Genomic DNA, 1,809 nt, shown 5'->3' on the forward strand with positions numbered 1-1,809 from the left:
GGAAGGCGTGTTGAAGCAGGAAGGTTCTTGGAGCGATCTAAGAACCCTCGCCCGATAGGGCGGGGAGTGTCAGGCGCAGCCCCATCGGCTATTGATGGTCACCAGCATCTTGATAAATCTGCAAAGATTGAGTTGTTAGTCAATCTGTATCACCAGCAGAAGGACAGGCCTCAATTGCAGCGGCAGCACGCTAAATCTCAACTGGCTAATCTAGAAACGATTAAACAGAACTTTAAGCGCTATGCCTCAGTAGACAGGTTAAGTTGTTTACCTGATCCGGTTCCAGAAAATGAGACAGCACAAATGAAGGAACATGTGGATGCTTTGGATGCGCTGTTATCCAGCATTGATAAAAGAGCTCTTGATCTACTGATCCAGGCCGATGACGCACAGCAAGGCAAGATGTTAAAAGCGGCTGAAGCTGTTCAGAAATGTAGAAATATTTTGAATTGCAGTATTCGTTTTTCTAATAAATGAAACTTTTTAACATTCGCACACTCTAAGGGGACTTGTTCATGCAATAACGGAAAATAATTAATGATTGCTGGTAATCCAATACCTGCCCAGAATGGCCTGGGGGTCGCTCAGAAAGATCCGGCATTTTCTGGTTCCCGCGCCTGGCTTGGCCGTACTGTTCGGGTACTCGAGGTGGCGACCTGTCTGATGTCAGTCGGTATCACTTGCGCTGCCCTGGCTAATGGCTTTCATGATGTGGCTGCGGTCAGTGGGGCGGCTGTCGTTGTGTCCGGATTATCCCTGCTGTCTTGCAAGTGTCATAATCACGAGGAATTGTCAGAGGCGAGCCTGCAATCCGCGCCCGTTAATCCTGATGATTCATGCACGGTCGAACTGTATAGTACTGATCAGTCAAAATCTGTCGCTCCGGTTGCCACCCACAAGATACATATTTCTCCTGATTATACGACAATTCCTGTTTACAGGGGCGCGTCGGCCCCGGTGGCGGCAATGAGTCCGGCGGCGGTTAATGTCAGCACCAATAATGCTGTGGGCCTCATGTCCATGCTTGATCTGTACCGGTGTGCCCGTGCACTGGACGAGGGGATCACAATGCTCGATTTGGCTCTTGATACTATGAGGCTTTACAGCTCTCCATCCTCCAGCCAGTCTTTTTTCAGGAAACAAATAAGCAATCTTGAAACCAAAGAGCCATTTGATGAAAAAAAATTTCTGTTTCTGGTAAACCTTCTGGAGGTAGGGCAATCAGCCATTAATGATCACAGGCAGCTGGACAAGGCGGCCAAGATTCAGTGGCTGGAGGAGCTGGCTCACCAGCGGAAGGATATGCCTTTAGTGCAGCGTCAGCTGCAACATGCTAAAACCCAAATAGCCAATCTGAAAAATATTGAAGAAGACTTCAGACGCTCTTCTCCGTTACTCAGGTTTAGTTCTATACCTGATCCGATACCAGACAATGAAGTGGCACAAATAAAGGATCATGTGGATGCCCTGGAGGCACTGTTGGTCAACATTAGAAGCTGCCAGCTTTGTTTCCTGATCGACGCTCATGACTCATTGCAAGAATGGCTGTCAGAAGCGGATAACGAGATTAAGAAATGTCGAAAAATTTTTAAACGGGACTGATCGTAAATATTATTGAAGTGAACTACTTCAGAGCCCCTGAAATTGCCTGTCTGAACAAAAATCACGGCTGCCATAGGGATGGCCGTGCCATACCGAAAAATATTACCAATACGGTCTGTTTCTCAGCATCCCTTCCACCCGGGTTCCAGTAAACAATTATCCTTTTTTTCAAAAATGAAACTTTTTTACATTTGTACACTCTAAGAC

The 1,809-nt window shown here is 46.8% G+C and carries 2 protein-coding genes; both read left to right on the plus strand.

The features are described from left to right. On the plus strand, nt 1-477 hold a 477-nt coding region (locus KDK13_RS05795), incomplete at its 5' end, for a hypothetical protein (protein ID WP_257284013.1). Nucleotides 478-537: 60 nt separating this feature from the next. After that, a complete protein-coding gene (locus KDK13_RS05800) occupies nt 538-1,602 on the plus strand; it encodes a hypothetical protein (RefSeq protein WP_257284014.1) in 1,065 nt (354 codons plus the stop codon). The last annotated feature ends 207 nt before the right edge of the window (nt 1,603-1,809 follow it).

This window comes from Endozoicomonas sp. SESOKO1, assembly GCF_024606265.1.
GTDB lineage: Bacteria > Pseudomonadota > Gammaproteobacteria > Pseudomonadales > Endozoicomonadaceae > Endozoicomonas.